Source organism: Pseudonocardia halophobica, from assembly GCF_050948485.1.
Classification (GTDB): Bacteria; Actinomycetota; Actinomycetes; order Mycobacteriales; family Pseudonocardiaceae; genus Pseudonocardia; species Pseudonocardia halophobica.
On record NZ_CP192046.1, the window covers coordinates 5,704,249 to 5,728,708 of the forward strand.

At 72.8% G+C, this 24,460-nt stretch carries 25 protein-coding genes; 8 read left to right on the plus strand and 17 right to left on the minus strand.

Annotated elements, in window-relative coordinates; translation table 11 throughout:
• The first annotated feature begins 100 nt into the window (after positions 1 to 100).
• Positions 101 to 802: an alpha/beta hydrolase gene (locus ACQP04_RS27035; RefSeq protein ID WP_433503371.1), complete on the plus strand. Its 702-nt coding sequence runs from the start codon at positions 101 to 103 to the stop codon at positions 800 to 802.
• Between the two features lie 122 nt (positions 803 to 924).
• On the opposite strand, the gene ACQP04_RS27040 is transcribed toward ACQP04_RS27035, so the two are convergent.
• The 10 genes from ACQP04_RS27040 to dxr form a co-directional block, all read right to left on the minus strand.
• Complete coding sequence (locus tag ACQP04_RS27040) at positions 925 to 1,494, minus strand: pyridoxamine 5'-phosphate oxidase family protein (RefSeq protein ID WP_433503372.1); 570 nt, start codon at positions 1,492 to 1,494, stop codon at positions 925 to 927.
• Between the two features lie 31 nt (positions 1,495 to 1,525).
• Positions 1,526 to 2,071 (minus strand): TIGR03086 family metal-binding protein, encoded by a 546-nt coding sequence (locus tag ACQP04_RS27045; protein WP_433503373.1) that lies wholly within the window; start codon positions 2,069 to 2,071, stop codon positions 1,526 to 1,528.
• A gap of 46 nt (positions 2,072 to 2,117) precedes the next feature.
• Positions 2,118 to 2,969: a type I methionyl aminopeptidase gene (map, locus tag ACQP04_RS27050; RefSeq protein WP_433503374.1), complete on the minus strand. Its 852-nt coding sequence runs from the start codon at positions 2,967 to 2,969 to the stop codon at positions 2,118 to 2,120.
• A gap of 285 nt (positions 2,970 to 3,254) precedes the next feature.
• Positions 3,255 to 3,638 carry a DUF3054 domain-containing protein gene (locus tag ACQP04_RS27055; protein WP_433503375.1) on the minus strand — a complete coding sequence of 128 codons (384 nt, stop codon included), beginning with the start codon at positions 3,636 to 3,638 and terminating at the stop codon, positions 3,255 to 3,257.
• Positions 3,639 to 4,684: 1,046 nt separating this feature from the next.
• Positions 4,685 to 6,505: a penicillin-binding transpeptidase domain-containing protein gene (locus tag ACQP04_RS27060; protein ID WP_433503376.1), complete on the minus strand. Its 1,821-nt coding sequence runs from the start codon at positions 6,503 to 6,505 to the stop codon at positions 4,685 to 4,687.
• A gap of 123 nt (positions 6,506 to 6,628) precedes the next feature.
• A complete protein-coding gene (locus ACQP04_RS27065) occupies positions 6,629 to 7,465 on the minus strand; it encodes a GNAT family N-acetyltransferase (RefSeq protein ID WP_433503377.1) in 837 nt (278 codons plus the stop codon).
• A gap of 100 nt (positions 7,466 to 7,565) precedes the next feature.
• The gene (gene ispG, locus ACQP04_RS27070; protein WP_037047015.1) at positions 7,566 to 8,711 is read right to left on the minus strand and encodes a flavodoxin-dependent (E)-4-hydroxy-3-methylbut-2-enyl-diphosphate synthase; all 1,146 of its coding nucleotides are present in this window, start codon (positions 8,709 to 8,711) and stop codon (positions 7,566 to 7,568) included.
• 87 nt (positions 8,712 to 8,798) lie between these two features.
• On the minus strand, positions 8,799 to 9,290 hold the full coding sequence (locus ACQP04_RS27075; RefSeq protein ID WP_433503378.1) for a hypothetical protein: 492 nt from the start codon (positions 9,288 to 9,290) through the stop codon (positions 8,799 to 8,801).
• Positions 9,291 to 9,329: 39 nt separating this feature from the next.
• A complete protein-coding gene (locus tag ACQP04_RS27080) occupies positions 9,330 to 10,622 on the minus strand; it encodes a M50 family metallopeptidase (protein WP_433503379.1) in 1,293 nt (430 codons plus the stop codon).
• Positions 10,619 to 11,794 carry a 1-deoxy-D-xylulose-5-phosphate reductoisomerase gene (dxr, locus tag ACQP04_RS27085; RefSeq protein ID WP_433503380.1) on the minus strand — a complete coding sequence of 392 codons (1,176 nt, stop codon included), beginning with the start codon at positions 11,792 to 11,794 and terminating at the stop codon, positions 10,619 to 10,621. The genes ACQP04_RS27080 and dxr overlap by 4 nt, the downstream gene beginning before the upstream one ends.
• An 81-nt stretch (positions 11,795 to 11,875) precedes the next feature.
• On the opposite strand from dxr, the gene ACQP04_RS27090 reads away from it, so the two are divergent.
• Together ACQP04_RS27090 and ligD are read left to right on the plus strand one after the other, a co-directional pair.
• On the plus strand, positions 11,876 to 12,127 hold the full coding sequence (locus ACQP04_RS27090) for a DUF2631 domain-containing protein (protein WP_433503381.1): 252 nt from the start codon (positions 11,876 to 11,878) through the stop codon (positions 12,125 to 12,127).
• 17 nt (positions 12,128 to 12,144) lie between these two features.
• Positions 12,145 to 13,101 carry a non-homologous end-joining DNA ligase gene (ligD, locus tag ACQP04_RS27095; protein WP_037047009.1) on the plus strand — a complete coding sequence of 319 codons (957 nt, stop codon included), beginning with the start codon at positions 12,145 to 12,147 and terminating at the stop codon, positions 13,099 to 13,101.
• 57 nt (positions 13,102 to 13,158) lie between these two features.
• On the opposite strand, the gene mug is transcribed toward ligD, so the two are convergent.
• From mug to ACQP04_RS27115, 4 genes are all read right to left on the minus strand, one after another.
• Positions 13,159 to 13,713, minus strand: coding sequence for a G/U mismatch-specific DNA glycosylase (mug, locus tag ACQP04_RS27100; protein WP_433503382.1), 555 nt, complete (start codon positions 13,711 to 13,713; stop codon positions 13,159 to 13,161).
• A gap of 77 nt (positions 13,714 to 13,790) precedes the next feature.
• A complete protein-coding gene (locus tag ACQP04_RS27105) occupies positions 13,791 to 14,246 on the minus strand; it encodes a MarR family winged helix-turn-helix transcriptional regulator (RefSeq protein ID WP_433503383.1) in 456 nt (151 codons plus the stop codon).
• Between the two features lie 60 nt (positions 14,247 to 14,306).
• Positions 14,307 to 15,374, minus strand: a complete 1,068-nt coding sequence (locus ACQP04_RS27110) for an ATP-dependent DNA ligase (RefSeq protein ID WP_433503384.1) — start codon at positions 15,372 to 15,374, stop codon at positions 14,307 to 14,309.
• 119 nt (positions 15,375 to 15,493) lie between these two features.
• Positions 15,494 to 16,480, minus strand: a complete 987-nt coding sequence (locus ACQP04_RS27115; RefSeq protein WP_433508443.1) for a LacI family DNA-binding transcriptional regulator — start codon at positions 16,478 to 16,480, stop codon at positions 15,494 to 15,496.
• A gap of 363 nt (positions 16,481 to 16,843) precedes the next feature.
• Here ACQP04_RS27115 and ACQP04_RS27120 point away from each other — a divergent pair, with 363 nt between their 5' ends.
• From ACQP04_RS27120 to ACQP04_RS27135, 4 genes are read left to right on the plus strand one after another with little or no spacing between them, the layout of a single operon-like run.
• The gene (locus ACQP04_RS27120) at positions 16,844 to 18,193 is read left to right on the plus strand and encodes an ABC transporter substrate-binding protein (protein ID WP_433508444.1); all 1,350 of its coding nucleotides are present in this window, start codon (positions 16,844 to 16,846) and stop codon (positions 18,191 to 18,193) included.
• Positions 18,190 to 19,131: a carbohydrate ABC transporter permease gene (locus ACQP04_RS27125; RefSeq protein WP_433503385.1), complete on the plus strand. Its 942-nt coding sequence runs from the start codon at positions 18,190 to 18,192 to the stop codon at positions 19,129 to 19,131. Before ACQP04_RS27120 ends, ACQP04_RS27125 begins: the two co-directional genes overlap by 4 nt.
• Complete coding sequence (locus tag ACQP04_RS27130) at positions 19,131 to 20,006, plus strand: carbohydrate ABC transporter permease (protein ID WP_433503386.1); 876 nt, start codon at positions 19,131 to 19,133, stop codon at positions 20,004 to 20,006. Before ACQP04_RS27125 ends, ACQP04_RS27130 begins: the two co-directional genes overlap by 1 nt.
• Before the next feature lie 30 nt (positions 20,007 to 20,036).
• Positions 20,037 to 21,125, plus strand: coding sequence for an ABC transporter ATP-binding protein (locus tag ACQP04_RS27135; protein ID WP_433503387.1), 1,089 nt, complete (start codon positions 20,037 to 20,039; stop codon positions 21,123 to 21,125).
• A gap of 154 nt (positions 21,126 to 21,279) precedes the next feature.
• Here ACQP04_RS27135 and rlmN read toward each other — a convergent pair whose 3' ends face one another.
• Together rlmN and ACQP04_RS27145 are read right to left on the minus strand one after the other, a co-directional pair.
• On the minus strand, positions 21,280 to 22,392 hold the full coding sequence (gene rlmN, locus ACQP04_RS27140) for a 23S rRNA (adenine(2503)-C(2))-methyltransferase RlmN (RefSeq protein ID WP_037046998.1): 1,113 nt from the start codon (positions 22,390 to 22,392) through the stop codon (positions 21,280 to 21,282).
• 70 nt (positions 22,393 to 22,462) lie between these two features.
• A complete protein-coding gene (locus ACQP04_RS27145; RefSeq protein WP_433503388.1) occupies positions 22,463 to 23,020 on the minus strand; it encodes a hypothetical protein in 558 nt (185 codons plus the stop codon).
• A gap of 176 nt (positions 23,021 to 23,196) precedes the next feature.
• On the opposite strand from ACQP04_RS27145, the gene ACQP04_RS27150 reads away from it, so the two are divergent.
• Positions 23,197 to 23,685 (plus strand): Rieske (2Fe-2S) protein, encoded by a 489-nt coding sequence (locus ACQP04_RS27150; protein WP_433503389.1) that lies wholly within the window; start codon positions 23,197 to 23,199, stop codon positions 23,683 to 23,685.
• Between the two features lie 11 nt (positions 23,686 to 23,696).
• Here the strand turns inward: ACQP04_RS27150 and ACQP04_RS27155 are convergent, their stop codons facing one another.
• The gene (locus ACQP04_RS27155) at positions 23,697 to 24,425 is read right to left on the minus strand and encodes a methyltransferase domain-containing protein (protein ID WP_433503390.1); all 729 of its coding nucleotides are present in this window, start codon (positions 24,423 to 24,425) and stop codon (positions 23,697 to 23,699) included.
• Positions 24,426 to 24,460 lie beyond the last annotated feature (35 nt).

Sequence of the window (24,460 nt, forward strand, 5' to 3'; positions counted from 1 at the left end):
TCGGGCGAGGGCCTCCTCGGTGTGACATGTCTCCCAGGACACCAGCCGCCGGGGCGGGTGGAATCGGAGGAACTACGTAGCCCGATCAGCTGGAGTGGACGTGCCCGACCGCCTGCCGCGCCTCGAACCCGTCGGACCGCGGTCGGCGCGGCCGGCCGCGCTGGCCGTCGTCGCGCACGGGGGCAGCGCCAACGCGACCGACTCCGGCGGCCGGCGCCGGCTCGCGTACTGGCGGATGGTGCCCTTCGCCCGGGCGCTCGCGCGGACCGACGGCCTCGCCGTCGTCATGCTGCGGTACCGGTTGCGCGGCTGGAACGGCGCCGCCCGCGACGCCGCCCGGGACGCCGAGGAGACCCTGGCCGCGCTGCACGAGCGCCATCCGGGCGTGCCGACGGCGCTGGTCGGGCACTCGATGGGCGGCCGCGCCGTGCTGCACGCCGCCGGTGCCCCGCACGTGCGGGCCGTCGCCGCCCTGGCCCCCTGGCTCGACGGCACCGACCCCGTCGAGCAGCTCGCCGGCCGCAGCGTCCTGATCGCCCACGGCGACCGCGAACGCATGACCGATCCGCGCGAGTCGCTGGCCTACGCCGTCCGGGCGCGTCGGGTGACCGAGCGGGTCGCGCGGTTCGACGTCCTCGGGGACGGGCACGCCATGCTCCGGCGCGCCCCGGACTGGCACGCCCTCGTCACCCGCTTCGTGCTCGGCGAGCTCGGACTCGGACCGCAGGACCCGGCGATCGCCGACGCCATGCGGCGACCCACCCCGGATGGCCTCCAGGTGCCCCTCTCCGGAGTCCGATGAGTACGGTCGCGGTGATCCGCCGTCGGGCGGGTCCGGACGGAGTGGACGACGTGTCCGAGAGGGAGGTCGACGCGTGACCGAGTTCGCGGCCGTCGGCGCCCCACCGGTGCCGCCTGACGGGTTCAGCCCGGCGTGACCAGCCCCGGCAGGCCGTCGAGGCTGACGTCGTTGCGGGTGCGGTGGTACTCGACCAGTTGCTCGGGCGACTTCTTGTCCAGTGCCTTGTCCAGGATGTCGCGTTCCTCGACCAGGTCCATGCGCGGCACGGCGAACCCGCACGAGTCGGCCACCCGCGTGACGTCGACGGTCACCACCGAGCGCGCCCCGTGAAGGCGGCTCGTGCCGGCCTCGCCGAACCCGGCCACGGCCTCGGCGAACCCGGGCTCGCCGACGGCCACGACCCGGCCGGTGCCGTGCAGCCGCAGGATGGTCGGGCGACCCTCGAAGGCGCAGAACATCAGGCAGATCCGCCCGTTCTCACGCACGTGGGCCACGGTCTCGATGCCGCTGCCGGTGAGGTCGAGGTAGGCGACCGTGTGGGCGTCGAGCACCCGGAAGGTGCCGCGCGTGCCCTTCGGCGACAGGTTGATCAGGCCGTCGCCGGCGAGCGGAGCCGTACCGACGAAGAAGACCGGCTGCCGCTCCAGCCACTCCCACAGCTTCGGCGTGATGCCGTCGTAGACCGTGCTCACGATCCGAGGGTAGAGCCGGACCCCCTCCGGATCACCAGGCTTTCCGGCCGGTCTCCGCGAGCAGGCGGGTGTGCGCGTCGGCGTCGGGCGGCGGGGTGAGGGCGGGCCCGAACACGGTTCCGGCGTCGCGGACCTCCTGGGGTATGCCCTGGACCTGCCCGGCGATCCGGGTCACCTCGTCCTCCGGGATCACCACCTCGATCCCCGTCGCCCGGCCCAGATCCCAGCGGTGCAACACCAGGTCGAACGTCACGAAGTTGTCGACGGACCACTCGAACGTCTGCGTGCCGAACATGCCGTCGTACGTCGTAGCGGCCCGCTCGGGGTCCTCCAGGTCGGCCTGCACCATCCGCCTGACGTGCGTGAACGCCTCCGCGCGGTCCTCCGGGACCGACTCGGGCCTGCGCCCCACCAGGCCCAGGAACATGCCGTGGACGTCGACGACGTGCGACACGACGTCGGCCGCAGTCCACCCCTCGCACGGCGACGGCGCCGACCACCGATCCGCGGGAACGGCCGCGATCGTGGCCGCGAAGGCGTCCGCATGGCGGGCGTAACGGTCCGAGATGTCCGTCATGCGCCCAGCGTGGCACCGCTGACGGTGCCGGGATAGGAGATATCCGTCAGGGCAGGGTGAGGATCTCCGCGCCGTCGGACGTGACGAGCACGGTGTGCTCGAACTGCGCGGTCCTCTTCCGGTCCTTGGTGACGACCGTCCAGCCGTCGTCCCAGATGTCGTAGTCGACCGTGCCCAGCGTGATCATGGGCTCGATCGTGAACGTCATGCCCGGCTCGAGGACGGTGTGGACGTCGGGCTGGTCGTAGTGGAGCACCACGAGGCCGCTGTGGAACGACCGGCCGATGCCGTGCCCGGTGAAGTCGCGGACCACGCCGTAGCCGAACCGCTTGGCGTAGGACTCGATGACCCGCCCCACGACGTTGAGCTCGCGGCCCGGCCGCACCGCCTTGATGGCGCGCATCGTGGCCTCGCGGGTGCGCTCGACCAGCAGCCGGTCCTCCTCGCTGACGTCGCCGGCGAGGAAGGTGGCGTTGGTGTCGCCGTGCACGCCGCCGATGAAGGCGGTGACGTCGATGTTCACGATGTCGCCGTCGTTGATCACCGTCGTGTCGGGGATCCCGTGGCAGATGACCTCGTTCAGGCTGGTGCAGCAGGACTTCGGGAAGCCGCGGTAGCCCAGCGTCGACGGGTAGGCGTCGTGGTCGACCAGGAACTCGTGGACCACGCGGTCGACCTCGTCCGTGGCGACGCCGGGCTGCACGGCCTCGCCGCCCACCTGCAGCGCCTGCGCCGCGATCCGGCTCGCGACCCGCATCGCCTCGATGGTCTCCGGCGTCTGCACGTCCGAGTCCCGGCTCGGCGACGGCGCCTTCTTCCCGACGTACTCCGGCCGCGGGATGTGGGCGGGGACGTCACGGATCGGGGTCGGCGCGCCGGGAACGAGAACTGCGGTCACGCCCCGACTGTAGCTCGCACCTCCCACGCCCTTCCGCCCACGGCGACGCAGGTCGCACCGGGCGCGGGCGCACAGGTCGGCGCTCGGGCGGGGTGGGACGGGCGCGGGCGTGGGATGGGTGCGGGCGCGGAACGGGTGCAGGCACGGAACGGGTGCAGGCACGGAACGGGTGCAGGCACGGAACGGGTGCGGGCGCGGGCGTGCGCGTCAGCGGAACCGATGCGTCAGCCGGAGGGGCGCGTCAGCGGGACTTGTGCGAGGACGGGCGGGCGCGGGAGGGGTGCGTCAGCGGACGGAGGTGCGGCGGCGCGAGAGGTGGGAGGTGAGGGCCGCTATTCCCCGCCAGCCCAGCAGGAACACCGCCAGCGAGACCGTGGCGACGATCGCGAAGCTCACCGGCAGCCGGCCGGTGAAGGCGGCGCGGAGCAGGAGGCCGAGGACCGCACTGCCGGCGAGGACCAGCGCACCCGCTTTGACCCCGACGGGATGCGCGCGCACCCAGGGCGTGGCCCACGCGGCTACGGTACCGACCAGGAAGGGCGCGGCGGTGCCGAGCAGCCCGACCACGCTGCCCGCCTCCTCGTGGCTCGCGCGCCCGATCGCGGCGAACACCAGCACGGCGACGGCGTCGGCGGCGAAGGCGAGGACGGGGATGCGGGGACGGCGCACGACCCGAGCCTACGCCCGCGTTCGGAGAGACAGCTGCAGCGCCACGTCAGGACCCCACCCGCACACCAATGACGATCAACCCCGCCAAGACCGTCGAACGCGTGCAGTCAGGCCGCCTCGCACCGCCCTGCCCGCACCGAACCGCCGATCACGATCTCCCGAACCGCCACGGCCGCAGCCCCACGCCACGCCCCACGCGCCGACGCCCAGCGCGCCATGATCGACAGACCCGTGCGGACAGGGCGTCCCGCACCAGCCGCACGGAACCGCCGATCAACGTCGACATGATCGCCGAACGCGTGCTGTCAGGGCGCCCCGCATCGCCCTCCCCGCACCGACCCCCCGACCACGACCCCCGCACCAGCACGGCGCAGAGGCAGGTCACGGCCCCACGTGCACACGCCCAGCGCTCAGCGGCCGTCATGAGCGACGAGCGCGTGCGGTCATGGTGCCCGCACTGCCGCAGGCGCACGGAACCGCCGATCAACGCCCGCATGATCGTCGAACGAGTGCGGTCAGGGCGCTCCGCAACGCCCTCCCCGCACGGAACCGTCGATCACAACAGTGGACCGCCACTTCCGCAGCGCCACGGCACGCCCCGGCCACAGCCGCACGAACCACCGATCAACGTCGGCATGATCGCCGAACGCGTGCGGCCAGGGCGCTCCGCACCGCCGTCCCCGCACCGGATCGCCGATCACGGCCCCGGGACCGCCGCGGCCGCTGCGCCACGTCACCACTCGAGAGGCACCCGACCAGCGAGCAACACGGGCATGATCGCCGACCGCGTGCAGCCAGGGCGCCCCGCACTGCCACAGCCGCACGCAACCGGCGATCAACGCCGCCACGATCGTCGAACAGGTGCAGTCACGGCGCTGCGCACCGCCATGCCCGCACCAAACCGCCGATCACGCGCCCGAACCGCCACGGCCGCAGCGCCACGGCACGACCCCACCCGCACACGACCCAGCAACTAGCGCCAGCATGATCGTCAATTGCGCGCAGCCAGGGCGCCCCGCACCGCCACAGCCGCACGCAACCGCTGATCACGACCCCTGCAGACCCGCCAGGAAGCGCTGGGCGATTCCGACCGCCGGGCCCGAGGAGCCGCCGTCGACGACCAGCACGGCGAAGGCGAGGTCGCCGCGGTAGCCCACGAACCACCCGTGCGCCCGGTTCGTCCCGTTCTGGCTGTACTCGGCGGTGCCGGTCTTGCCGTACACCTCGCCGGACCCGCGCAAGCCGGTGGCGGTGCCCCCCGTGACGACCTGCCGCATCATCGGGCGCAGCTGCTCGAGCGCGGCTGCGTCCGGCTGCGTCGCGGCGGTGACCGTGGCGGTGGGCCGGTCGCGGATCAGCTGGGGGACGACCGGGGCGCCGTGCGCGACGGTCGCCGCCACCAGGGCCATGCCGAAGGGCGTGGCGACGACCAGCCCCTGGCCGAAGCCGTCCTCGGCGCGCTGGACGAGGTCGTCGGCCGGCGGGACGTTGCCGGTCACCGTGGTGAGCCCGGGCACCGTGTAGTCCGCCCCGAACCCGAGCTGCAGCCCGGCGGTGGGCAACGCGTCGGGGGCCAGCTGGGAGGCGAGGGTGGCGAAGGTCGTGTTGCAGGAGCGGGCGAAGGCCTGCTGCAGAGGAACCGTGCCCAGCACGAACTCGTCCTCGTTCGGCACCACCCGGCCGCCGATCGAGGTCGTGCCGGGACAGGGCTCCGGCGTCGTCGACGTGACGCCGAGGTTCTGCAGCGCCGCGTTGGCGGTCACGATCTTGAACGTGGAGCCCGGCGGGTACCGGCCGGTGAACGAGATGGCCCCGGCCTGGTCGGCGGCGGCGTTCTGCGCCGCGGCGAGGACGTCGCCGGTCGACGGCTGGACCGCCACGATCGCGACCTGCTGCGGCAGCGTGTCAGCGGCGTCCTCGGCGGCGGCCTGGATGGTGCGGTCCAGGCTGACCTGCGCGGTCGTGCCGGGCGTGACGGGCTGCTCGGTCAGCGTCTTCTGCGTGGCCCCGGTGCTGTCGACGGCGTCGACGGACCAGCCGTCCTTCCCGTTGACCTGCGCCGCGACCTCGGTCCGTACGCCGGGCAGCACCTGGGAGGCGAAGTCGGCGTCGGGCGCCAGCAGCCGCGAGGACGAGGTGAACCGCACCCCGGGCAGGTCGTAGATCTCCCCGCGGACGGTCTGGTAGTCCGTCTCGCGCAGCACCGCGACGGTGTAGGCCTGCCCGTCGGGCGTGCGCGCCGCGCCGTCGGTGATCGACTGCTGGGTGATCTCGCGGTCGAGCGGGCCGAGGGCCCTCGCGAGCGTCCCGGTCACGGCGTTGAGGTCGCCGGTCGCCCTGCGGTCCAGCAGGATCGTGACGACGGTCGTCGGCGCGAGCAGGGGCGTGCCGTTGCGGTCGGTCACCGGGGCCGGGTCCGGGCTGGTCGAGCGCAGCGCGAGGGCCTGCCCCGTCTGCAGGTCCGGGTGCACCGCGCCGGGCACCCAGTGGATCCGCCAGCCGGTCTGCGCGTCCGGAGCCGGCTGCAGGTCCAGCTGGGCGAGGTAGCTCCAGCGCCGGTCCTGCCCGAGGTCCCAGGTCACGTTCACCGAGGCCGACGACCGCTGACCCGCCGTGCGGACCTGCGCGACCTCCGCGCTGATCGCGGCCGGCTTCAGCGCGGTGCGGACCGAGCCGAGGAGCTCGCGGGCGGCCGCGGCGTCGTCCGTCTGCGCGGCGGCCCCGGCGTCGTCGCCCCCGGTCCAGGCCTGCACGTAGGCGTCGACGGTGTCCTGCGGGCCGCTGTCGCCGAACAGGCCGCACCCGGCCGTCGCGAGCACCGTCGCCAGCGCGAGCAGGAGGGCCGGGATCCGGGCGGGTCGGGGCACCGGACGAGTATGCATTATGGCTCCATAACGCGTTTTCCGAGGCCACCCCAGCGCATTATGGTTCCATAACGCGCGCAGATACCCCCCGAAATCGCATTATGGTTCCATAATGCGATCCGGCGGCTAGAACAGCACCGTGGCGAAGCTCGCGACCTGCGTGAACCCGATCCGGTCGTAGGTGCGGCGGGCGGGCGTGTTGAAGCCGTTGACGTAGAGGCTGGAGATCCGGCCGAGCGCGGTGAGCCGCTCGACCACGGCCGCGGTGCCGACCGTGCCGAGGCCCTCGCCGCGGCGCGCCGGGTGCACCCACACGCCCTGGATCTGCCCGACCCGCGCGGACATCGCACCGATCTCGGCCTTGAACACGACCTCACCGTTCTCGTCGAAGCGGGCGAACGCCCGGCCCGCGGAGATCAGCTCGGAGACACGCGCGCGGTAGCCCGCACCACCGTCGCCTGCCCGGGGGTCGACGCCGACCTCCTCGGTGAACATCGCGATCGCGGCCGGCAGGTACCGGTCGATCTCCTCCGGTCGGACCGGGCGGACCAGCGGGTCCGGCGCGATCCGCGGCAAGCCGGCCAGGACCATCAGCGGCTGGTCGGCGCGCACCTCGCGGGCCGGCGCCCAGCTCGGGGCGAGCTCCTCCCACAGCGGCAGGACGAGCTCGGCGCGCCCGACGAGCGACGAGCAGGAGCGGCCGTGCCGGCGGGCGCGGTCGGCGAAGGCGCGGATGGCCCCGCGCTGCCCGCGCAGCGGGACGAGGTTGGCACCGGAGAAGCAGAGGCCCTCGAGCCGGGAGCCCGAGGCCCAGATCTCACCGCCGAGCCGCCAGGGGTCGAGCCCGGCCGCCTCGACCCGCGCCGCGACCATGCACGACGCCACCGGGTCGGCCTCCAGGGCAGCGCGGACGCCTCCGCGGTCCCGATCATCGAGCAACCGAGCCCCGGCGACCCTCAGCACCCCTCTACGGTGCCACACGCGGGGCGTGCTGCCTACGCCAGGATCACCGGTCCGATCACCGGCACGGTCACCCCCGCCCCGCAGGACGTTCATCCGGCGCTCACCCCACGGTCACCGACGGCTCGCCGGCGCCCTCCTCCATCGTCTCGGCGATCTTCATCGCCTCCTCGATCAGGGTCTCGACGATGGCGTGCTCGGGCACGGTCTTGATGACCTCGCCCTTGACGAAGATCTGGCCCTTGCCGTTGCCCGACGCCACGCCGAGGTCGGCCTCGCGGGCCTCGCCCGGGCCGTTGACCACGCAGCCCATGACGGCGACGCGCAGCGGCACCTCCATGCCGGTGAGCCCCGCGGTGACCTCGTCGGCCAGCTTGTAGACGTCCACCTGGGCGCGCCCGCACGAGGGGCAGGAGACGATCTCCAGGCGGCGCGGCTTGAGGTTCAGCGACTCGAGGATCTGCCGGCCGACCTTGACCTCCTGCACCGGCGGGGCCGACAGCGACACGCGGATGGTGTCGCCGATGCCGCGCGAGAGCAGCGCGCCGAACGCGACGGCGGACTTGATCGTGCCCTGGAACTCCGGGCCGGCCTCGGTGACGCCGAGGTGCAGCGGGTAGTCGCACTGCTCGGCCAGCAGCTCGTAGGCCCGGACCATGACGACCGGGTCGTTGTGCTTGACCGAGATCTTGATGTCGTGGAAGTCGTGCTCGGCGAACAGGCTCGCCTCCCACATCGCCGACTCGGCCAGCGCCTCCGGGGTGGCCTTGCCGTACTTCTGCAGCAGCCGCTTGTCCAGCGAGCCCGCGTTGACGCCGATCCGGATCGGGGTGCCGTGGTCCTTGGCGGCCTTCGCGATCTCCTTGACCTGGTCGTCGAACTTCCGGATGTTGCCCGGGTTCACGCGCACGGCCGCGCAGCCGGCCTCGATCGCGGCGAAGACGTACTTCGGCTGGAAGTGGATGTCCGCGATCACCGGGATCTGTGCCTTGCGGGCGATCGCCGGCAGCGCGTCGGCGTCGTCCTGGCTCGGGCAGGCGACGCGCACGATGTCGCAGCCCGCGGCGGTCAGCTCGGCGATCTGCTGCAGGGTGGAGTTGACGTCGGAGGTCAGGGTGGTGGTCATCGACTGCACCGAGATGGGGTGCTCGCTGCCGACCCCGACCGTCCCGACCATCAGCTGCCGCGTCGGACGGCGCGGCGCCAGGGTGGGAGCGGGGGTCGAGGGCATGCCCAGGGAGACGCTCACGACCCCCAGTATGCGCCTCTTCGGCCGCCCGGATCGTGTGACCCGGATCCGTCAGCTGCCGTTCACCCCTGTCGCGGTGCGGCAGGATCACGTGCGGCCCTTGGCCTCCTGGGCGTCCTGCAGCGTCGACGAGTGCGGCAGCCAGGTGGCCAGCTCGACCGGCCAGCCGTCCGCCTCCAGCATCCGGACGACGGCGGGGTCGTCGTCGATCACGGAGGCGATCTCACGGCGGTCGGAGAGCAGGCGCAGGACCTCGCGCTTCATCAGCCGGGCCGGCCGGTAGTCGTCGTCCTCCCGCATGAAGAGCGGGCCGGTGGGCAGGCCGTGCCCGGCGAGCCAGCGCTCGGTGAGCCGCCGGTTCCGCTCCGGCCGCCCGGTCAGGTAGACGACGTCGTGGTCGGACTGGGCGGCCCGCAGCCTGTCGGCGCCCTCCTCGAGCAACGGGTCGACGTCCGCCGCTGCGAAGAACCGCTCCCAGCGCTGCGGCCGGGCACGCAGGTGGTGCAGGCGGTGCGTGACGTCGGCCAGGACTCCGTCGATGTCGAAGACGGCGAGGGGGCGGGCTCCGTTCCGGGTCACAGCACGATCACCGGTCCAGTATCGCCGGTGATCGCGGTCTCAGCTCAGCCGGACCGGGTTGATGACGTCCGCGACGAAGACCAGCGCGCTCCAGCCGATGAAGATCAGCGCGACGGTCATGGCCACCGGCATGAGCTTGGCCGCGTCGACCGGTCCGGGGTCGGGCTTGCCGCGCAGCATCGCCAGCCGCCGCCGGATCGCCTCCCAGATGGCCGGGAAGATCTGGCCGCCGTCGAGCGGCGGGATCGGCAGCAGGTTGAACAGGAACAGCGAGATGTTGACCAACGCCAGCAGCGACAGGAACGCGGAGATCTCCTGGCCCGGCGGGGCGTCGCTGGCGAGGATCTGACCGCCGATCCGGGAGGCGCCGACGATCCCGACCGGCGAGTCCTGGTCGCGCTCCTCGCCGAGGAAGACCGCGCCGAACAGGTTCGGCACGCGCTGCGGCATCTCGACGAGCTTCTGCCCCACCTGGCCCACGATGTCGACCATCGTGGTGCCGACGGCGTCGATCCCCTGGCGCTGGATCTCGCGCAACGGCGAGAGGCCGAGGAAGCTGGCCTGCTCGGTCTTCTCCGGGTCGTCGAGGTCCGGCAGCTCGGTGGTGATGAGCGTCGGGGTCAGCGTGACCTGCTGCCCGCCCCGGTCGACGACGACGGTGACGGTGCCGCTCGCCTTGCGGATCGCGGCCTGCAGGTCCTCCCACCGCTCGAACGGCTGCCCGTCGAACGACACGATCCGGTCGCCGGCCTGGAATCCCGCGGCCGCGGCTGGGGTGAGCGGCGCGTTCGGCGGGCACGTGTCGGTCTGCGTGGCCGTGGCGGGCAGGACGCACTGGCTGACCGTGCTCACGGTGAGCGTGGAGGTCATCTGCCCGAAGCCCATCAGCACGATCGCGAACAGCACGACCGCGAGGATCAGGTTCATGATCGGCCCGGCGGCCATCACGATGATCCGCTTCCACGGGCGGCGGGTGTAGAACTGCCGGTCCGCGTCCTCCGGCCCGACGTCGGCCATGGAGGCCTGCCGGGCGTCGTCGATCAGCCCCTGGAACGGACCGGTGCGCCGGCTGCGCCCGTACACCTCGCCCTTGGCGGGCGGGAGCATGCCGATCATCCGGACGTAGCCGCCGAGCGGGACGGCCTTCACGCCGAACTCGGTCTCCCCGACCTTGCGCGACCAGACCGTCCTGCCGAACCCGACGAAGAACTCGGGCACCTTGATCCCGAACCACTTCGCCGTGGCGAAGTGGCCGAGCTCGTGCCAGGCGACCGAGAACAGGATGCCCAGGAAGAAGACGACGATCCCGACGATCGTCCAGAGGATGGTCACAGCACTCTCTCCTGTGCGTGGGCCCGCGCCCACTGCTCCGCTTCCAGAACGTCCGCCACGGTAGCGGGGTCACCCGTCCAGGCGTCCGCGGCCTGCAGCACGCGCTCCAGCTCGTCGGTGATGTCCGGGTAGCCGATCCGGCCGGCCACGAAGGCCGCGACCAGCTCCTCGTTGGCCGCGTTGAACACCGCGGGCAGGCACCCGCCGGCCTCCCCCGCCGCGCGGGCCAGCCGCACACCCGGGAAGGCCTCGTGGTCGAGCGGCTCGAAGGTCCAGCTCTGCGCGGTGTCCCAGGTGCACTGCGGGGCCGCGCCGGGCACCCGGTCCGGCCAGCCGAGCGCGAGCGCGATCGGCAGCCGCATGTCCGGCGGGCTGGCCTGGGCGATCGTGGCGCCGTCGGCGAACGTGACCATGGAGTGCACGATCGACTGCGGGTGCACCACGACGTCGATCCGGTCGTAGGGCACGTCGAAGAGCAGGTGCGCCTCGATCAGCTCGAGGCCCTTGTTGACGAGCGTGGCCGAGTTGATCGTGACGACCGGGCCCATGTCCCAGGTCGGGTGCTTGAGGGCGTCCTCGACGGACACGTGCTCGAGGTCGGCGCGCGGGCGCCCGCGGAACGGCCCGCCCGACGCCGTGAGCACCAGCCGGGCGACCTCCTCCCGGCTGCCCCCGCGCAGGCACTGCGCCAGCGCGGAGTGCTCGGAGTCGACGGGCACGAGCTGCCCCGGAGCCGCGGCGTCGAGCACCAGCGGCCCGCCGGCGACCAGCGACTCCTTGTTGGCCAGCGCGAGCACCGCCCCCGAGCGCAGGGCGGCGAGGGTGGGCCCGAGGCCACGCGATCCGGTGATGCCGTTGAGCACGACGTCGGCCGGGGTGGACTCCACCAGCTCGGCGGCCGCGCCCGGCCCGTCGAGCACCTCGACCGTACCGTTTCCCGCCCGACCCAGCTCCTCACGCAGCCGGGCCGCGGCCGCCGGGTCGGCGACGGCGACACGGCCCACCCCGGTGGCCTCGACCTGCGACGCGAGCAGCCCGACGTCGCCGCCGCCCGCGGCGAGGCCGGCCACGGTGAACCGGCCGGCCGCCTTCTCGACGACCTCCAGGGCCTGGGTCCCGATCGAGCCGGTCGAGCCCAGGACCAGCACCGACCGCGGCGGGTTCGCGTTCATCACCGCCCATCATCCCCGGCGCGGTGTTGTGCGACGATGAGGCCCGCACGACACGTGCGCACGCGGACACAGGAGGAACTCATGGCGAGCAGCTCCCGCGAGCTGGCGAAGGTCGACCCCGCGGACGAGCCCTCGGCCGAGTGGGGCTGGCACGGCACCTTCCCGAAGGCCATCCCGACGGCCGGTGTCGTCGTCGCGATCCTGCTGTGCCTGATCCTGATCGGCCACCACGCGAGCTGGACGGAGATCCTCTACGCCGTCGTGCCCGCCGTGGTGATCCTGCTGGCCGTGATCATCGGGACGATCCGCAAGCGCAACGACTGGCGGCGCTGAGCCACCGGGCCGGCCCGGTGGCGGGGGACGCGGTCGAGCTGGAGGTCGGGGACCGCACGGTCCGGCTCTCCAGTCCCGAGCGCGTGTACTTCGCCGCCCGGGGCGAGACCAAGCTGGACCTCGCCCGCTACTACCTCGCCGTCGGCGACGGCATCGTTCGCGCCCTCCGTGAGCGGCCCTGCATGCTGCACCGCTTCCCCACCGGCACGGACGGCGAGAAGGTGCACCAGAAGCGCCTGCCGCGCGGCGCGCCGGACTGGGTCCGCACCGTGCGCGTGCACTTCCCCCGCTACAACCGGCACGCGGACGAGCTGTGCGTGACCCACCCCGCGGACGTCGTGTGGGCCGTGCAGATGTCCACGGTCGAGTTCCACCCCTGGAACTCCCGCGCCGCCGACACCGAGTCGCCGGACGAGTGGCGCATCGACCTCGACCCGATGCCCGACGCGTCGTACGCCGACGTCCGGCGGGTCGCGCACGTCGCCCGTGAGGTCCTCGACGAGCTGGGCGCCACGGGCTATCCCAAGACGTCGGGCGGCAAGGGGATGCACGTCTACGTGCGGATCCCGCCGGAGCACGGGTTCGCCGAGGTGCGCCGGGCCGCGCACGCGTTCGCCCGCGAGGTGGAGCGGCGCTGCTCGATCGTCGACCTGAGCTGGTGGCGCAAGGACCGCGACCCGAAGTCGATCTTCGTCGACTACAACCAGAACGCCCGCGACCACACCATCGCCTCGGCCTACTCGGTGCGCGGCACCCCGGAGGGCCGGGTGTCCACGCCGATCCGGTGGGACGAGATCGACTCGGCCGAGCCCGGGGACTTCACCATCGCCACCGTCCCGGCCCGGTTCGCCGAGCTCGGCGACCTGCACGCCGGCATCGACGACGACGCCTTCCGCATCGAGCCGCTGCTGGAGTGGGCGGACCGGGACGCGCGCGACTCGGGGACGGACGTTCCGGACCTCGACGACCTGTGAGCGGCGACTGCCCCTGGGGGGGCACTTGCCACGCACGACCCCCGGTGACCTGCGGTGTCAGAAGGCTGCGGCCCGCAGCCGCGCGAACTCCTCGGTGAGCGTGGCGCGCGACCAGTGGGCGTTGAGACCGCTGGGGTTGGGCAGCACCCAGATCCGAGTGGCGCCGAGCGCGGGTTCCTGCGCCCCGACGAGGGCGCCGCGATCGGCGAAGGCCGTACGGTAGGCCCCCATCCCGACGACGGCGAGCCAGCTCGGGCGCAGCCGCTCCACCAGCGCGCGCAGCACCTCGCCGCCCTCGAGCAGCTCGGCGTCGGTCAGCTCGTCCGCCCGGGCGGTGGGCCGGGCGGCCATGTTGGTGATGCCGAGGCCCCAGCCCGGCAGCTCGCCCTGCTCGTCCGGGCGCAGCAGCCGGGGCGTGAACCCGGAGTCGTGCAGCACCGGCCAGAAGCGGTTGCCGGGGCGGGCGAAGTGGTGTCCCGTGGCCGCCGAGACGAGCCCCGGGTTGATGCCGCAGAAGAGCACCCGCAGGGCCGGGTCGTCCGGTCCCGGCAGGACGTCCGGGAGCAGGCGCTCCCGTGCGGCCTCCAGTTCGGCCGCGGTCGGCATCGCCATGGGCTCATCATCGCCGCAGGCGGGAGGGTGCGCACCCGGACCCGGGCGGAAGGGCCCGTTCGGGCGGGTCCGGCCCGTCAGGAGAGGTTGCGGGCCATCCGCCGCAGGACCGCGACCGTGGCGCGGTACTCGTCGTCGCTGATGCCGTCGGTGATCCGCGCGCGGTGGTCTCGGACCGCGGCGACCAACCGGCCGCGGGCGGCGGCGCCCGCGGGGGTGATCGTGACGCGTCCGGCCGCCTCCTGCACCCAGCCCTTGGCCCGCAGCTGGTCGAGCACCATGCGGATCTCGGGCCCGGTGCCGCGGAAGGGCGCCAGGGACGAGTCGAGCGCGGCGACGGTGTCGGCGCCGCCGGCGATCGCGTTGAGCGTCTGCCAGTGGCGGCGGCCGATCCCCTCGCCGGCGAGGGTCCGGTCGAGCGACGACTCGATCAGCCGGTCGACGTGTTTGAGCCACCAGCCGATCGGCTTGTCGGCCGAGTGGTCGCAGCCGGGCCCGTGCACGTGTCCGGGCCGGTCGTGGGCGGTGTCCACGGGATCAAGGATGCCCTCTCCCCGTCAGGCTGACCAGCGGCGACGCCGGGGCGCGCCGGATCAGCCGCTCGACAGCACCTCGGCGAGGTCGAAGGAGACGGGCCGCTCGAGCTGCTCGTAGGTGCACGACCCCGGCTCCCGGTCGGGCCGCCAGCGGACGAACTGGGCGGTGTGCCGGAAGCGCGTGCCCTCCATGTAGTCGTAGCGGACCTCGACGACCCGCTCGGGCCGCAGCGGGGTGAACGACAGGTCCTTGCCCGCGTTCCACCGGCTGGTCTCGTTCTTGCGCGGGGTCCGCTCCCCGTCCAGGTGCGCCGCCCAGTTCCAGGGGTGCCCCTCGAACTCCGTGACCAGCGGCTGGAGCTCGGTGAACAGCGACCGCCGGGTCGCCATCGGGAACGCCCCGACCACGCCGACGGACGCGAGCACGCCCCGGTCGTCGAACAGCCCGAGCAGGAGCGAGCCGATCGCGTCGGGCCCGGACTTGTGCACCCGGTAGCCGGCGACCACGCAGTCGCAGGTGCGCTCGTGCTTGATCTTGGTCATCACCCGCTTGTCGGGCTGGTAGGTCTGGTCGGGCGTCTTGGCGATCAGCCCGTCGAGCCCCGCGCCCTCGAACTGCTCGAACCAGCGGCGCGCCTCGTCGGTGTCGCGGGTCAGCGGGGTGATGTGGACCGGCGGCTGCGCCTTCGCGAGCGCCTCCTCCAGCCGGGCGCGCCGCACCTCGAAGGGCTCCTCGGTGAGGTCCTCGTCGCCGATCGCGAGCAGGTCGAACGCGATGAAGCTGGCCGGGGTCTGCTCGGACAGCAGCTTCACCCGGCTCGCCGCGGGGTGCACACGCTGCTGGAGGGCCTCGAAGTCGAGGGTGTTGCGCCCGGTGTCGGCCACGACGATCTCGCCGTCGATCACCGCGCGCTCCGGGAAGTTCGCCCGCACCGCCTCGACGACCTCGGGGAAGTACCGGGTCATCGGCCGCTCGTTGCGGCTGCCGATCTCGATCTCGTCGCCGTCGCGGAAGACGATCGACCGGAAGCCGTCCCACTTCGGCTCGTACAGCTGACCGGGCGGGATGTCCTTGACGGGCTTGGCCAGCATCGGCGCGACGGGCGGCATCACGGGCAGGTCCACGCCGTCCAGTGTGGCGTGCGACGCCGACGGAGGCGAGCGGACTCCCCTGCCGGTGGGATGCGTTCCCGCAGCTCACCCGAGGTCGTGCGTGGTGACTGCCCTCCCGGGGCAGTTGCCGCTCACGGGCAGCCGCACGAGTCGCGGTGCACGAACCGGGGGGTGAGCCGGGTGGTCACGGGCTCGGCGGTGGGGTCGGCCATGCGGCGCAGCAGCAGCCGCACCGCCTCCCGGCCCATCTCCGCGAAGGGCTGCGCGACGACGGTGAGCCGCGGGGCGAAGAGGTCCGCCCAGGGGAAGTCGTCGAAGCAGGCCAGCGCGACGTCGCGCGGCACGTCGACCCCCGCCTCCCGGAACGCCTGCATCGCCCCGATCGTCATCGAGTTGTTGCCGGTGATCACCGCCGTGGGCGGGCGGGCCGTGGCGAGCAGGGCGTGCACGGCGACCCGGGCGGGCTCCTCGGCCGAGTGCCCGTCGACCAGCAGCCGAGGGTCCTGCTCGAGGCCCGCGCGGCGCAGCCCGAGCCGGTAGCCCTCGATCCGCTCGACCGTCGTCTGCAGCCCGGGGTGGCCCGCCACCAGCGCGACGCGGCTGTGCCCGCGCCCGGCGAGGTGGCCGACGAGCCCCGCGACGGCCTCGACGTTCTCGCTGCCGACCTGGTCCATCCGGTCGTCGATCAGCCGGTCGACGAGCACGGTCGGCACGCCGCGGGCCGCCAGGTACTTCAGCGCCTCCCCCGGCCGGGCGGAGGGCGCGAACAGCACCCCGTCGACCCGGCGGGCGTGCAGCCGTCGGATCACGGTGTCCTCGTAGTCGGGGTCCTCGTGCGGGTCGACGAGCAGCAGCGTGTAGCCCTGCCGGGCGGCCTCGGCCTCGATCGCGTGGATCAGCTCGCCGAGGAACGGGTTGGAGATCGCCGAGAGCGCGAGCCCGATCGTGGTGGTGCGGGCGGTGGCGAGCGACTGCGCCACGGAGTTGGGGGTGTAGTCGGCGGCGCGGACGGCATCGAGCACCAGGGCACGGGTTTCGGGGCGGACGGCGCGGGTCCCGTTGAGGACGTGCGACACCGTCGCGATCGACACCCCGGCCAGCCGCGCCACGTCGGCCATCGTCGCCACGCGCACCTCCCGCTCCACCGGCCCCGGGCCCGGACGACCCGTTCAGCGTGAGCCGCGTCACCCGATGCATGGAACCATACGACGTAAGCGGTTGCGCAAGCGCTTAACTTCCGCTTACCGTGCTTCCGTCGTGACATGGAACACGTCCGGTGCGGGGTCTGCGCGACAGCGAGCCCGCGAAGACAGTCGGTTCCGCCGCGGTGCACCGGGACGGTCCACGGGCCGCCCGCCGCGACAGGGCTGACGACGGCGACCGATCAGGAGGGCATCGTGGCCCCACCGCACAGGAGATCCGACCGACCGCCCCGTCGCACCCCGGGCCGTCTCCGGCTCGCCCGGTCGGGGCCCCTCGCCCTGCTCGCCGCACTCGCGCTCGCCCTCTCCGGCTGCGCGGGCGCCGGTGACCTCGGCGGCGGGGGCGACGGCCAGCGCACGATCACGATCGCGATCGTGTCCAACCCGCAGATGCAGGACGCCATCCAGCTCTCGCCGCAGTTCGAGGCCGAGAACCCCGGCATCCGGCTGAAGTTCGTGAGCCTGTCCGAGAACGAGGCCCGCGCCAAGATCACGGCGTCGGTCGCGACCGGCGGCGGCGAGTTCGACGCGGTCATGATCTCGAACTACGAGACGCCGCAGTGGGCCGCCAACGGCTGGCTCGTCGACCTCGACCCGCTGATGGCCCGCAGCCCGGGCTACGACGAGAACGACTTCATCCCCGCCGTCCGCGAGGCCCTCTCCGGCCCCGACGGGCACATGTACTCGGTCCCGTTCTACGGCGAGTCGTCCTTCCTGATGTACCGCAAGGACCTCTTCGAGCAGGCCGGGATCACGATGCCGGCGCAGCCGACGTGGCAGGAGATCGCCGCCGCGGCCCAGAAGCTCGACAACCCGGACACCGGCATGTCGGGGATCTGCCTGCGCGGCAAGCCCGGCTGGGGCGAGGTCATGGCGCCCTTCGACACCGTCGCCAACACCTTCGGCGCGCGCTGGTACGACCCGCAGTGGAACGCCCAGCTCACCTCGCCGCAGTTCCGCCAGGCCGCGAACTTCTACGTCGACCTGGTCCGCCAGTACGGCGAGCCCGGCGCCGCGACCAGCGGGTTCAGCGAGTGCGGCACGCAGTTCAGCCAGGGCAACGCGGCCATGTGGTACGACGCCACGGTCGCCGCGGGCATCGTCGAGAACCCGGACGAGAGCCGGGTCGCCGGCAAGGTCGGCTACGCGCCGGCGCCGATCGTCCAGAAGCCCGACTCGGGCTGGCTCTACACCTGGTCGCTCGCCATCCCGAAGACCTCGGACGAGAAGGGCAGCACCGAGGACACCTGGAAGTTCCTGTCCTGGATGACGAGCAAGGAGTACGGACCGATGGTCGGTCAGCAGCTCGGGTGGGAGCACGTGCCGCCCGGCGCCCGGCAGTCGACCTACCAGATCCCCGAGTACGTCGAGGCGTCGAAGGCCTACGCGCAGCAGACGCTCGACGCCATCGCGGCGGCCGACCAGAAGAACCCGACCGTCGAGCCGGTGCCCTACACCGGCGTGCAGTTCCTCGCGATCCCCGAGTTCCAGGACCTGGGCACGCGGGTCAGCCAGCAGCTGTCGGCGGCCATCGCCGGCCAGCAGACGACCGACGAGGCGCTCGACCAGGCCCAGGTCTACGCCGAGACCGTCGGCGAGTCCTACCAGCGACAGGGGGCCGGACAATGACCGTCACCGCCGAACGGCCCGCGGAGCTCACGCCCCGCCGGCCGGACCGCGGACCGGGATCGCGGGCCGACGGGTGGATCCGCCGCGCCCCGCTGCTGCCGGCGCTGGTCTTCACGATCATCGTCACGCAGCTGCCGTTCCTGTTCACGATCTACTACTCGCTGCAGTCCTGGAACCTGGTGCGCCCGGGCAGCCGGCAGTTCGTGGGCGTGGACAACTACATCCTGGTGTTCACGGACAGCCAGTTCCGCCAGGTCGCCCTCAACACGGTGCTGCTCACCGCGGGCGCCGTGCTGTTCTCGCTGCTCCTGGGGCTGCTGTTCGCCCTGCTCCTGGACCGGGCCTTCTTCGGCCGGGGGTTCATCCGCACGCTGCTGATCACGCCGTTCCTCATCACGCCGGTCGCGGCCGCGCTGCTGTGGAAGACGGTCCTGTTCGACCCGACCTACGGTCTGATCAACTTCGTGCTCTCGCCCTTCGGCGCGGGCGACACGGACTGGATCTCGACGTTCCCGCTGACCTCGGTGATGATCGCCCTGGTCTGGCAGTGGACGCCGTTCATGATGCTGCTGATCCTCGCGGGCCTGCAGAGCCAGCCGCACGACGTGCTGGAGGCGGCCCGGGTGGACGGCGCCAACGCCTGGGGCGTCTTCCGCGAGGTGACGATCCCGCACCTGCGTCGGTTCATCGAGCTGGGCATCGTGCTCGGCGCGATCTACCTGATCAACACCTTCGACGCCATCTACATGATGACCCAGGGCGGCCCGGGCACCGCCAGCGCGAACCTGCCCTTCTACATCTACCAGCGCGCGTTCCTGGGCTTCGACATCGGACAGTCCGCCGCGATGGGCGTGGTCGTCGTGGTCGCCACGATCATCGTCGCCACGTTCGCCCTGCGGTTGATCTTCCGCAGCTTCTCCGGAGGAGAGGAGACGTGATGGCCGCCCCCACCACCGAACGTGCGCCCGCCGCGCGCACGGAGGAGCTCGCCCCTGCGAAGAAGGGCAAGGTCGGCTCGAGCCTGCTGACCGTGCTGGCCTGGATCGTCGGCATCGGGTTCTTCTTCCCGATCCTCTGGATGGTCCTCACGGCCTTCAAGCAGGAGGCCGACGCGTACACGTCGCCGCCGAAGCTGTTCTTCACGCCGACGCTGGAGCAGTTCCGCACGGTGTTCGACGCCGGCATCGGCCCGTACCTGCTGAACTCGCTGTTCGCCACGGTCGTCTCGACGATCCTGGTGCTGGCGCTGGCCACGCCCGCGGCGTTCGCGGTGTCGCTGCGCCCGGTGAAGAAGGTCCAGGACGTCCTGTTCTTCTTCATCTCCACGAAGATGCTCCCGGTCGTGGCGGCGATCGTGCCGATCTACGTCGTCGTCAACAACGTCGGGATGCTCGACAACATCTGGACGCTGATCATCCTCTACACGGCCATGAACCTGCCGATCGCCGTGTGGATGATGCGGTCGTTCTTCCAGGAGGTCCCGAAGGAGCTCCTGGAGGCGGCGAGCATGGACGGGGCCTCGCTCGCGCGGTCGCTGCGCGAGGTCGTGCTCCCGGTCATCTCCCCCGGCATGGCGGCCACCGCGCTGATCTGCGTGATCTTCGCGTGGAACGAGTTCTTCTTCGCCGTCAACCTCACCGCGGCGCGGGCCGCGACCGTGCCGGTGTTCCTCGTCGGGTTCATCACCTCCGAGGGGCTGTACTTCGCCAAGCTGTGCGCCGCGGCCACCCTCGCCGCGCTGCCCGTCGTCATCGCCGGGTGGATCGCCCAGAACAAGCTCGTCCAGGGCCTCTCCTTCGGAGCCGTGAAGTGACCGGGGCCAGTCCAGTGAAGGAGGCCCGTCGTGGCTGAAGTCGAGTTCGACCAGGCGTCCCGGATCTACACCGCCGGGGCCAAGCCCGCCGTCAACCGGCTGGACCTGGAGATCTCCGACGGCGAGTTCGTCGTCCTGGTCGGCCCGTCCGGTTCCGGCAAGTCCACCGCCCTGCGCATGCTGGCCGGCCTCGAGGAGATCGACGGCGGCCAGATCCGCATCGGCGGCCGCAACATGGTCGGGGTGCCGTCGCGGGACCGGGACATCGCCATGGTGTTCCAGAACTACGCGCTGTACCCGAACAAGACCGTCGGCGAGAACATGGCGTTCCCGTTGAAGATGCGCGGGGTGCCCAAGGAGGAGCGGGCCTCGAAGGTGCGCGCTGCCGCGGAGATCCTCGGGCTGTCGGAGTACCTCGACCGCAAGCCGCGGGCGCTGTCCGGCGGCCAGCGGCAGCGCGTCGCGATGGGGCGCGCGATCGTCCGGGAGCCGCAGGTCTTCCTCATGGACGAGCCGCTGTCCAACCTCGACGCGAAGATGCGCGTGTCCACCCGCACCGAGATCGCCGCGATGCAGCGCCGGCTCGGCGTCACCACCGTCTACGTCACCCACGACCAGGTCGAGGCCATGACGATGGGCGACCGGGTGGCGCTGCTCAAGGACGGCGAGCTGCAGCAGTTCGCCACGCCCGCGGAGCTCTACGACCAGCCGGCCAACGCGTTCGTGGCCGGGTTCATCGGCTCGCCCGCGATGAACCTGTTCACGCTGCCGGTGAGCGAACAGGGCGTGCGGATGGGGTCGTCGGAGCTGGCGCTCCCGCGGTCCCTGCGGTCCCGGATCTCCGACGCCGGGCTGTCGACCGTGCAGCTCGGGATCCGGCCGGAGCAGTGGAGCGTCGGGGCCGACGGGAACGGGTCGGGGGTGAAGGCGCAGGTCGACGTCGTCGAGGAGCTGGGGAGCGACGCCTTCCTCTACGCCCACCTCGACGACGGCGAGCAGACCCCCGTCGTCGTCCGGACCAGCGGACGGTCCGGGGCGCGGCGGGGCGACCAGATCGCCCTCACACCCACCAGCGAGGACCTGCACCTCTTCGACCCGTCCACCGGCGAGCGCGTCTGACCCTGGCAGTGGCGAGAGTCGCTGTGGCAGCTATCGCCACTCACGCGCCCTGAGCTGCAGGAACCTCGCCCGGTCTGCACGAACGGCACTCTTGTGCGGTAGGTCCGCACAAGAGTGCCGTTCGTGCATTCGGGTGCGCCAAGGCCGAATGCGGTCAGGTGCGGGCGGTGGCGGCGAGCTGACCGCAGGCGGCGTCGATCTCCTGGCCGCGGGTGTCGCGGACCGTGCAGGAGACGCCCGCGGCCTGCACCCGGCGCACGAACTCGCGCTCGACGGGCTTGGGGCTCGCGTCCCACTCGCTGCCCGGCGTCGGGTTCAGCGGGATGAGGTTCACGTGCACGCGCTTGGTGCCGATCCGCTGGCGCAGGAGCTTGCCGAGCAGGTCGGCGCGCCAGGGCTGGTCGTTCACGTCCCGGATCAGCGCGTACTCGATGCTGATCCGCCGCCCGGTCGTCTGCGCGTAGCGCCGCCCGGCGTCGAGGACCTCGGCGACCTTCCAGCGGTTGTTGACGGGCACGAGGGTGTCGCGCAGCTCGTCGTCCGGGGTGTGCAGGGAGATCGCCAGGGTGACCGGCAGCCCCTCCTGCGCGAGCTTGTCGATGGCCGGGACCAGCCCGACGGTCGACACGGTGACCCCGCGCGGGGAGATACCGAGGCCGCTCGGGGCGGGCTCGGTGATCCGGCGCAGCGCGGCGACGACCCGCTTGTAGTTCGCGAGCGGTTCGCCCATGCCCATGAACACGATGTTCGACAGCCGCCGCGGCTCGCCCAGTGCGCCCTCCTGCGCCTTGCGCGCGGCCTGCCGCACCTGGTCGACGATCTCGGCGGTGGACAGGTTGCGCTGCAGCCCGCCCTGGCCCGTGGCGCAGAAGGGGCAGGCCATGCCGCAGCCGGCCTGGCTGGAGATGCAGACGGTCGCGCGGTCCGGGTAGCCCATGAGGACGGACTCGGCGAGCGTGCCGTCGTGGCCCTTCCAGAGGGTCTTGCGGGTCTGCCCGTCGTCGCAGACCTGCTCCTTGACCGTCCGGACCAGCGGTGGGAGCAGTGCCCCGAGCTGCGCGCGGGCGGCGGCCGGCAGGTCGCTCATCTCGCCGAGGTCCGCGGTCAGCCTGCCGAAGTAGTGCCGCGCCAGCTGGTCGGCCCGGAAGCCGGGCAGGCCGAGCTCCGTCACCGCCGCCTTGCGCTCGGCGGGATCGAGGTCGGCGAGGTGACGGGGCGGGGTCGCGCGCTTCGGCGCGTCGAAGACCAGGGGCAGGGAAGTCGACATGGCTCTTCCAGTGTGCCATCCGCTCCCGCGGGCCCGGGCCGCCCGTGACCGGCGACGCCCTGTGAGCGGGTCAGCGCCCGACGCGCTCACGCAGCTCCGCGACCAGCCCGATGCGGCGCACCCCGGCGACCCACAGCGCCACGGCACCACCGAGGCCGACCACACCGAGCGGCATGGCGGCGCCGCCGGTGTTCAGCGCGAGCAGCGCCCCGACGGCGCCGAGCACGACCAGCAGACCCCCGACGGCGACGAACGACCGCTCCCCGAGCAGCGACGACAGCGCGCACAGACCGGCCCCGACCACGACGGCCCCGACGGGCACCGTCAGCTCGCCCCAGCCCTGCCCGATCAGCGGCAGCCCGACGCCCACCACGACCAGCACCACCCCGACCACGACGGCGAGCCGCAGCACCCGCGCCCGCAGCCCCCGGTCGAGGCGCGCGCCGAGGCCCTGGCGGCGACGCACCGTGGTGAACAGCCAGCCCGTGACCAGCAGCCCCGCGGCCATCACCAGCGTCCCGCCGCCCGCGCCGAAGCCGAGCGAGCCCGCGACCCAGCCCGCGCCGCCCAGCAGGATCTCCAGCTGCGGCAGGGGGATGCCGGAGGCGGTGCGCACGGTTCGGCTCATGCCGCCACGGTAGCGAGACCGTCACCCGGCCGTGGCGGCGAGGGCGCTCGTCGTGGTCGCACGGCGCAGTCGCACGGCGCGGTCGCACTGCGCCGTCGCACAGCGCGGTCTCAGCCGGGACGTGCCAGGGTGTCGCACACCACCGCGAAGCCGGCCGAGCCTTCCGAGGAGCTCCGATGCCCGACAATCCCGACGCCGCACCGACCACTCCGGCCGTCTCGCGACGCGTCGCCGTCGCCGGGGCCGGCGCCGCCGCCGTCGGGATCGGGCTCCTGGCCGCCGGCTGCTCCGGCGGATCGGGCGGCTCCGGCGGGTCCGGAGGCTCGAGCGGCGGCGGGAGCGGTGCGACGACGGGGGGTGCCGCGCCCTCGGCCCCCGCCGGAGGGGTGCTGGGCCCGGCCTCGAGCGTGCCGGTGGGCAGCGCCGCCGTGTTCGCGGACCAGAAGGTGATCGTCACACAGCCGACGGCGGGCACCTACGAGGGCTTCTCGTCGACCTGCCCGCACCAGGGCTGCGCCGTGACCGAGGTGAAGGGCGCCGCGCTGGTCTGCCCGTGCCACGGCAGCACCTTCGGCCTCGACGGCCAGGTGCAGAAGGGTCCGGCCACCCGGGGCCTGACGCCGCAGAACGTCACGGTGTCCGGGGACCAGATCACCCTGGCCTGAGCCGGCCCGAGTCAGCGGGCCGTGATGATCCCGGCCGGCCTGCGGCGGGTGTGCAGGCGGTAGCCGACGGGGATGCTCAGGCCGGTCGTCTCTGCGATCGCGCGCGTGGCGGTCGCGGGCGCGAACTCGATCCGCAGCACGGCCTCGAGGGTCTCCCGGTCCGGGAAACGCCAGGTCGAGGTCACGCGCTCCTGGGTGAAGCCCTGCCGCGTGAAGAACCGTTCGACGGCGGCGGGGTCGTAGCGGGGCAGGTCGGCGCGCAGCCAGTCGCCGTAGGGCGGCACGGTGAAGTCGAGGTCGACGATCGCGAGCACGCCGCCCGGCCGGAGCACCCGGTCGGCCTCGGCGAGCCCCGGCTCGCAGCCCTCGCCGAAGAAGTAGGCCGTGCGGGCGTGCACGACGTCGGCGCACGCGTCGGGTAGCGGGAGCGCCTCCGCTCCCCCGCGCAGCACCTCGTACCCGCGCCGCCGGGCGCGCTCGACCAACGGCGGGTGCGGTTCGACGCCGAGGACCGAGCGGGCCTCCTCCGCGAAGTGCGGCAGGTGGAAGCCGTCGCCGCAGCCGACGTCGACGACGTCGAGCCCCGCCCACGGCGCCGCCGCGCGCAGGGCGGCCCAGAGCACGCCGTCGGCGTCCTGCGCGCGGTTCTCGCGCTCGTACACGTCCGGCCAGTGCCAGATGTTGGGGCTGGGGATGGCGGGGCCGGTCTTCAGCTGGCCGCCGAAGCCCTTGTACCTCATGCGGTCATCCGGTGCGGCACCCCCGACGCCGGGTT

Excerpts from the sequence above, each read along its gene's own strand:
- ACQP04_RS27125 (WP_433503385.1), top strand. The coding sequence starts at position 18,190 with ATGACCGTCACCGCCGAACGGCCCGCGGAGCTCACGCCCCGCCGGCCG.
- ACQP04_RS27115 (WP_433508443.1), bottom strand. The coding sequence starts at position 16,480 with ATGGCCGACGTGGCGCGGCTGGCCGGGGTGTCGATCGCGACGGTGTCG.
- ACQP04_RS27150 (WP_433503389.1), top strand. The coding sequence starts at position 23,197 with ATGCCCGACAATCCCGACGCCGCACCGACCACTCCGGCCGTCTCGCGA.
- rlmN (WP_037046998.1), bottom strand. The coding sequence starts at position 22,392 with ATGTCGACTTCCCTGCCCCTGGTCTTCGACGCGCCGAAGCGCGCGACC.
- ACQP04_RS27130 (WP_433503386.1), top strand. The coding sequence starts at position 19,131 with ATGGCCGCCCCCACCACCGAACGTGCGCCCGCCGCGCGCACGGAGGAG.
- ACQP04_RS27145 (WP_433503388.1), bottom strand. The coding sequence starts at position 23,020 with ATGAGCCGAACCGTGCGCACCGCCTCCGGCATCCCCCTGCCGCAGCTG.
- mug (WP_433503382.1), bottom strand. The coding sequence starts at position 13,713 with ATGGCGATGCCGACCGCGGCCGAACTGGAGGCCGCACGGGAGCGCCTG.
- dxr (WP_433503380.1), bottom strand. The coding sequence starts at position 11,794 with ATGAACGCGAACCCGCCGCGGTCGGTGCTGGTCCTGGGCTCGACCGGC.
- ACQP04_RS27045 (WP_433503373.1), bottom strand. The coding sequence starts at position 2,071 with ATGACGGACATCTCGGACCGTTACGCCCGCCATGCGGACGCCTTCGCG.
- ACQP04_RS27090 (WP_433503381.1), top strand. The coding sequence starts at position 11,876 with ATGGCGAGCAGCTCCCGCGAGCTGGCGAAGGTCGACCCCGCGGACGAG.
- ACQP04_RS27155 (WP_433503390.1), bottom strand. The coding sequence starts at position 24,425 with ATGAGGTACAAGGGCTTCGGCGGCCAGCTGAAGACCGGCCCCGCCATC.